6 protein-coding genes are annotated in these 6,430 nt (G+C 58.9%); 4 read left to right on the plus strand and 2 right to left on the minus strand.

The features are described 5' to 3' along the window. Nucleotides 1-77 precede the first annotated feature (77 nt). The 4 genes from RHIBUN_RS0129990 to RHIBUN_RS37710 all read left to right on the plus strand — a co-directional run bounded on the left by RHIBUN_RS0129990 (nucleotide 78) and on the right by RHIBUN_RS37710 (nucleotide 3,741). Entirely contained in the window at nucleotides 78-626 is a 549-nt protein-coding gene (locus tag RHIBUN_RS0129990; RefSeq protein WP_025662450.1) for a TRAP transporter small permease subunit, read from the plus strand. A 16-nt stretch (nucleotides 627-642) separates the two neighbouring features. Continuing rightward, the gene (locus tag RHIBUN_RS0129995; RefSeq protein WP_025662451.1) at nucleotides 643-2,223 is read left to right on the plus strand and encodes a TRAP transporter large permease subunit; all 1,581 of its coding nucleotides are present in this window, start codon (nucleotides 643-645) and stop codon (nucleotides 2,221-2,223) included. Between the two features lie 74 nt (nucleotides 2,224-2,297). Continuing rightward, nucleotides 2,298-3,413, plus strand: coding sequence for a TRAP transporter substrate-binding protein (locus RHIBUN_RS0130000; protein ID WP_025662452.1), 1,116 nt, complete (start codon nucleotides 2,298-2,300; stop codon nucleotides 3,411-3,413). Between the two features lie 172 nt (nucleotides 3,414-3,585). After that, nucleotides 3,586-3,741 carry a peptidoglycan-binding protein gene (locus RHIBUN_RS37710; protein ID WP_280949591.1) on the plus strand — a complete coding sequence of 52 codons (156 nt, stop codon included), beginning with the start codon at nucleotides 3,586-3,588 and terminating at the stop codon, nucleotides 3,739-3,741. A gap of 98 nt (nucleotides 3,742-3,839) precedes the next feature. Here RHIBUN_RS37710 and RHIBUN_RS0130010 read toward each other — a convergent pair whose 3' ends face one another. Next, entirely contained in the window at nucleotides 3,840-4,232 is a 393-nt protein-coding gene (locus RHIBUN_RS0130010; RefSeq protein WP_025662453.1) for a hypothetical protein, read from the minus strand. Between the two features lie 111 nt (nucleotides 4,233-4,343). Further along, nucleotides 4,344-5,183, minus strand: coding sequence for a DUF4118 domain-containing protein (locus RHIBUN_RS34360; protein WP_245271768.1), 840 nt, complete (start codon nucleotides 5,181-5,183; stop codon nucleotides 4,344-4,346). Between the last annotated feature and the right edge of the window lie 1,247 nt (nucleotides 5,184-6,430).

The raw sequence follows: 6,430 nt of genomic DNA on the forward strand, positions 1-6,430 counted from the left end.
TTTCCGTTATTGCCTCCCGAAACCACAGTCCGTAGGTCTCCTTGGCGGTCGCTGCATGTGGCCTCGGGAGGAAATTCATGGCCGGACTTCTAGCGATTTCGCGCGCGATAGACGCGATCAACACCTTTTTCGGAAAAGCTGTCTCCTGGCTTCTGCTTCTAGCCGTGCTGATCAGCGCCATCAACGCGACAACGCGCAAACTGTTCAATCTCAGCTCTAACGCCTGGCTCGAGGCGCAATGGTATCTCTTCTCCGCTGCCTTTCTGGTCGCGGCGGCCTGGACGCTGATGAGCAATGAGCATGTCAAGGTCGACCTGGTGTATGGTCATCTCTCCCGCCGGATGCAGCTCTGGATCGAAGTCCTCGGTACGATTTTCTTTCTGTTCCCCTTCTGCCTCATCACCATCTACCTCTCCTGGCCGACGGTGGTCGAGAAATTCTCGACCGGAGAAATATCCAACAATACCGGCGGGCTCATCCTTTGGCCCGTTTGGGCAATGATCCCCTTCGGATTCGGGCTTCTGGCTCTTCAGGGTGTCTCGGAGCTCATCAAGCGGATCGCGATCCTACGAGGCGACATGCCCGATGCGATCGCTCTGGCTGACGCCGAAGCACAGACACTCTAAGGCCCGGGGCATCACCATGTTTGCATTCTTCGCGGAAAATCTCGCGCCGATCATGTTTCTTTCGCTGATCGTCGTGCTCCTCATCGGCTATCCGGTAGCCTTCGCGCTTGCCTTCGTCGGCTTCGTCTTCGGCTTTGTTGGCATCGAAATGGGTCTTCTGCCCGTCAATCTCTTCGGCGCCATCCCCGACCGATTCTTCGGGCAGATGTCGAATGAAACACTGCTTGCGATCCCGTTCTTCACTTTCATGGGCTTAATTCTTGAACGAAGCGGCATGGCCGAGGATCTGCTCGACACAATCGGACAGCTGTTCGGTCCGGTTCGCGGCGGCCTGGCTTTCGCCGTTATCTTTGTCGGTGCGATCCTTGCCGCCACAACCGGCGTCGTCGCCGCATCTGTCATCTCGATGGGCCTGATCTCCCTTCCGATCATGTTGCGCTATGGCTATGACCGGCGTGTTGCCGCAGGCACGATTGCCGCCTCCGGGACGCTGGCGCAGATCATTCCGCCGAGCCTCGTCCTCATCATTCTCGCCGACCAGCTCGGCCGGTCCGTCGGCGACATGTACAAGGGCGCCCTCGTCCCAGGGCTTCTCCTCGTTGCCGCTTACGCCGCCTACATCATCACGATGTCAATTATCCGGCCGCCAAGCGTGCCGGCGCTGCCCGCCGAGGCGCGCACAATTAAAGGCTGGAAGCTTCTGCAACGCGTCATCATCTCGCTCGTCCCGCCGCTCGTCCTGATCTTCCTTGTTCTCGGCACGATTTTTATCGGTCTGGCAACGCCGACAGAAGGCGGCGCGATGGGCGCGGTTGGCGCGCTCGGGCTCGCCGCCCTCAATCGCCGTCTCGATCTGAAGATGGTCAAGTCCGCGTTGTATGCAACGGCGAAGCTTTCCTCGTTCGTGATCTTCATCCTGCTCGGTGCACGTGTCTTCTCTCTTACCTTCTACGGCGTCAACGGCCACGTCTGGGTCGAGCATCTGATGACATCGATTCCCGGCGGCAAGGTCGGCTTCCTCATCGTCGCCAACCTCCTCGTCTTTTTCCTGGCCTTCTTTCTCGACTATTTCGAGCTGGCCTTCATCATCATTCCGCTGCTTGCACCCGTCGCCGATAGCCTCGGCATCGACCTGATCTGGTTCGGTGTGATGCTGGCGATCAACATGCAGACCTCGTTCATGCATCCCCCCTTCGGCTTTTCGTTGTTCTACCTGCGCTCGGTGGCTCCAACGCGGGCCTATAAAGACAGGATCACCGGCCAGACGATCCAGCCGGTTACCTCCGGCCAGATCTACATGGGCGCCCTTCCCTATCTCGGTATCCAGCTTGCCATGGTGATCATCGTCATCGCCTTCCCGCAGCTGGTCACGCACTACAAATCCGGTCAGGTCGCCGTCGATCCGTCCACGATCGAGCTCAACGTGCCGATGCCGGGCGAGGATGGGGCCAATCCCTTTGGTACCCCCGCAGCACCGTTCGGGTCCGAACCGTCCAAGGACGAAACCTCACCGCCTGCGCTCGACACACCGGCGCCTGACTTTGGGTCCCCGACGCCGAGCTTCGGCGCGCCGGAGCAGAACGGAAGCAATCCCTGAATGTCAGGCAACGGACACACACAAGATCGCTGTCGCAATCGAGCGGCGGTGCCATACAACCGAGGAGGAAGACCATGACGACAGACCAAGGCCGCAGAAACTTTTTGACGAAAGGCGCGCTGGCCGGCGCTGCAACCGTAGCCGGTGCATCGCTGGCCGCCCCCGCGGTCGCGCAGAGTGCCCCGACGATCCGCTGGCGCCTGACGTCGGGCTTTCCAAACAACCTCGACACGATCTATGGCGGCGCGGTGGTGATGGCCGATGCCCTGAACAAGATCACTGAGGGCAAGTTCCAGATCCAGGTCTTCCAGGCAGGCGAGCTTGTGCCAGGTGCCCAGGCGATCGACGCCGTCAAGGCAAACACGGTCNAGCTTGCCCATACCTGCGGTTACTATTTCACGGGCAAGGATCCGACCTTTGCCATCGGCTCCACCATCCCGTTCGGCCTCAACGGTCGTCAGCAGAACGCCTGGCTCTATCATGGTGGCGGCAACGAAGCCTATAACGAGTTCCTGTCCGACTACGGTATCATCGGCATCCCGGGTGGTGCGACCGGCGCGCAGATGGGCGGTTGGTTCCGAAAGGAAATCAAATCGGTTGCCGATTTGAAGGGTGTCAAGATGCGCATCGCTGGCGTTGCCGGCGAAGTCATGTCACGCCTCGGCGTCGTCCCGCAGCAGCTGCCTGGTGGCGATATTTATCCCGCTCTCGAGCGTGGCACCATCGACGCCGCCGAATGGATCGGACCCTATGACGATGAGAAGCTTGGGTTTTACCAGATCGCCCAGAACTACTACTACCCGGCCTACTGGGAAGGCGGTCTGACGATCCATTTCTTCATTAACAAGGAGCAGTATGATGGCCTGCCCGATACCTACAAGGCAGCGCTGGATACCGCTTGCAAGGCGGCAAACGTCAACATGCAAGCGCTTTACGACGTGAAGAATACCGCGGCGATCCGCTCGCTCGTCGGCAAGGGCGTAAAGCTGCGTCCTCTTCCGCGCGACGTTATGGATTCGGCCTACAAGGCTTCCTTCGAGCTTTACAGCGAATACGGCCNGAAACATCCAGCCTGGGCAAAGATCTATCCCGGCTGGAAAAAGTTCCGCGACGAGAGCTTCGAATGGTTCCGCGTCGCTGAATATAGCTACGATAGCTACATGTATGCCGCCCAAGCGGCTAAGAAATAGTGAAAGAGTTGGAGCCGGGGTCATCTCGGCTCTTCACTTTTGCAGCTGGCGGCCTGGCGGCGTCCACATTCATGCTCCTGCTTCCGTCGCTCCGCAACTGGTGGCTCCAGCCAAAACTCTTCCGGGCAATTCAAACAAGTTCCGGCACGTCGTCATTCAGATGTAATCAGGACTGACGGCTTATGGCGAATATGCCGGCGCCTTGACAGGAGTCGTCGATGCGGAAATGCGTGCGGCTCTGGGCGAGATGCAGAAGGACAACAATCTAGAAACCACGGGCACGATTACCACCGAGGTGCAGGATGCATTCGGCATCGTGGCGCGATAGTTCTGTTCCTGCCGGCGGACTTCTCTGAATCGGCCCTGCACGGATGGCGAAGATGAAATGCCGATTGGGGCCGTCCTTCCGCCGCGCAGTTCCCTGCCTCAGGCACGCCGTGCATAGCCTTTGAGACTTAGGAAAGCGCCCAGCGCACCGATGACCAGTGCCACCCCTATGACGGCAGCACGACCACTATAGATGGTCGAACCTGCGGCGATTGCGATCTGCGGCAGGACAATCCGGACAACGCCACCCATTGTCATCAGCCAGCCGAGCACGGTAATGATCACTCGCCAGTCCATCTGCCATCTGTTGTGCAGATTTACGATTGTGAGGCCAGCAAGCAGAGACAATACCCCGGACAGGTAGAACGGGATGCCAAAGTGCAGCGCCTCCGCGATCATGGTCTCATACATGCCGACATTGATCAGCATTCCGAGCGAGACCGCCGCAAATGTCGGTCCAAGGAGCCTGGCAACAAGTAATGATCGATCCAAGAGGCACCTCCATCTCCGCTGGACGCTATAGTCCGCAAACCACCAGTCAGTGAGTTATCCTTTACCGTGCATCGCTTCCTCGGACCTATGGTGCGGATCGAGCGTCGCGGCCTACCGCAGAACGCTCACGCGAAAGTGCCTGCGCCAAAACACTTCCAACGATGTCGATCGATGCCGCTGGTGCCGAAGGGCGATTACTGGGATCGAATGCGAGCCCAATGGCGGCAGCCCGGCCTTCCCCCGTTGTGACGGGCCAAAAATCAAAGCGCGAGGCCAACGCCGGGTAGACTCCGGCGCGCGCGACGTTGCCCATCTCCAATGACGATCGCGCCGCCTGTCTGCCTGCTCTGGCTGCAAGCCGCCGACGCCTTTGGCCGAAATCACATTTCCCTCCGCAATGAGCATCACAATGGCGGGAACCTGGAACAGCGTAGCGAGGGCTTGAGACGTGATCGACATAACCTTGTTCATGCTGTCCGCCGCCACGACGTCACGACGATAGCCTTGCAGCAGAGCCGCGTGCCTTCTAAGAGGGGCCGCATCCGCCGCCCTCCTCCTGGAGGTGAAGGCAATGCCACTCACGATCAGTCCGACGAGAAACAGCAGGCAGATCGCCCAAATATTTGCCGGGTCGTCGACGACCAGCGTGTAGCGTGGCTCGGTCAGAAAGAAATTATAGGCGAGAGCACCGAGTACGGCCGAGCAAAGCGACGGGCCAAAGCCGAAGGAAACGCCCGCTACGATCACCGGCACTACAAAAACGAGGGAGACGTTGGGCATCGACAGAGCTCTGTCGATGCCGATCGCCACAACCGCGGCGATGGCGGTCAATGTGAACGAAGCAAGATAGCCAATCAGCGGCGAGGCCTCCCGTCGTCGCGAGTCCAAGAGTGGGTCGGCGTTCGGCATCGGTATAATGTCTGATTCCAGGTTCGATTCAGAATCGGCCATTGGATCACCTCCTGCTCAGGATGCGCTAGCCGCGCCGCAACCATGGAAGCGGCCGCGTCACGCACGTGGCACGTTGAGAGTCAGTCTCGACCGCATAAATATTCCATGTGTCTGGGGACGAGATCGCGAAAAAGTCACTGCGTCGTCAGGATTCCGAGAAGCCAATTCTCAGAGCCAGAGAAGATTAGTAGCTGGGGCGTCGGAATAGAAGACGGGCCGTGCCGCTAATCCGGATAAGCATCGCCATTATGTCATCTAGCCAAAGGTGAGCCCGACCACCTAGAGTCAAGACGATCGTAGGCGCTGTAGAGGCACTGACAGGGGGTAGCGTGCCGAGAAGCAATGGTTTTCGCCATAGAGCCTGAATCGACTCCTCTTTTGAATTCAGTCACGGCAACGTCGCTAGGCAGCTTCCCCGGCCCCTATGTGTTGGACTGCGTCGATGATCTCGCTTGGGATTGAGGTCAAACACGACGCGCGAAGTCTCGATTGCCGCCAGCCCTTGCGCTAGGTGCAAAGAGCGTCGCTTACCTGGCCAGCCCGTCAGCAATGCCTCCGGGTCTGCCCCGGCTACGACCGCAACAGGGTTGGGTGGAGTGATTGGCGAGATCCCAATGTCGCTTGGCATTCAATCGGGGTCTTCCTCAATTTGTGTGGTTAACAGAGTGTTAGCGCCTCGACTGCTATCTGCGGGATGCGAGGGCAATTGAAATGGTCCCCCGGCCCAGGGTCAAGGTTCTGGGTTGTACCCTTCAAAATCAAGAAAACTGCCACTGCGAAACCTGTCGGTATCTGGCCGTATTGTGGAACGCAAAGCCGGCATCGGCACGGCTGGCACAACCGCCGCCTCCAGGTCTGTTCAAGGACGCTCGACCATATAACCGACCAGCCGATTAGTTTGACTGGCACCGCAAGTCGGTGTTCTCGACGGGACGACGACGTCACGAGCTTCTGAGGACATCTTCGGCAGGATCGTGTCCCAGCAGATGGTGTAACTGGCGGGAGATAGCAAAGCCGAGTGCCCGCGCGCTTTTCGTTGCGCTGTAGCGGGTGATCGGCTTTGCGGGCGGCCATCAGTGTTTTCCGCTAGGGTCGGGTTGTTCAAGACCAACCTGACGGAAAGACCACCGATGACCAATGACATGATGAACGTGCGCTCCCTCGTTGAGAAGAGCGCGGATGCAGATTTATTGCGTGAGATGATTGGTTTTGCGGCCGAGCGGCTGATGGAGCTGGAGGTCGGCTCG

This window comes from Rhizobium sp. IBUN (assembly GCF_000510625.1).
In the GTDB taxonomy this organism is placed as follows: domain Bacteria; phylum Pseudomonadota; class Alphaproteobacteria; order Rhizobiales; family Rhizobiaceae; genus Rhizobium; species Rhizobium altiplani.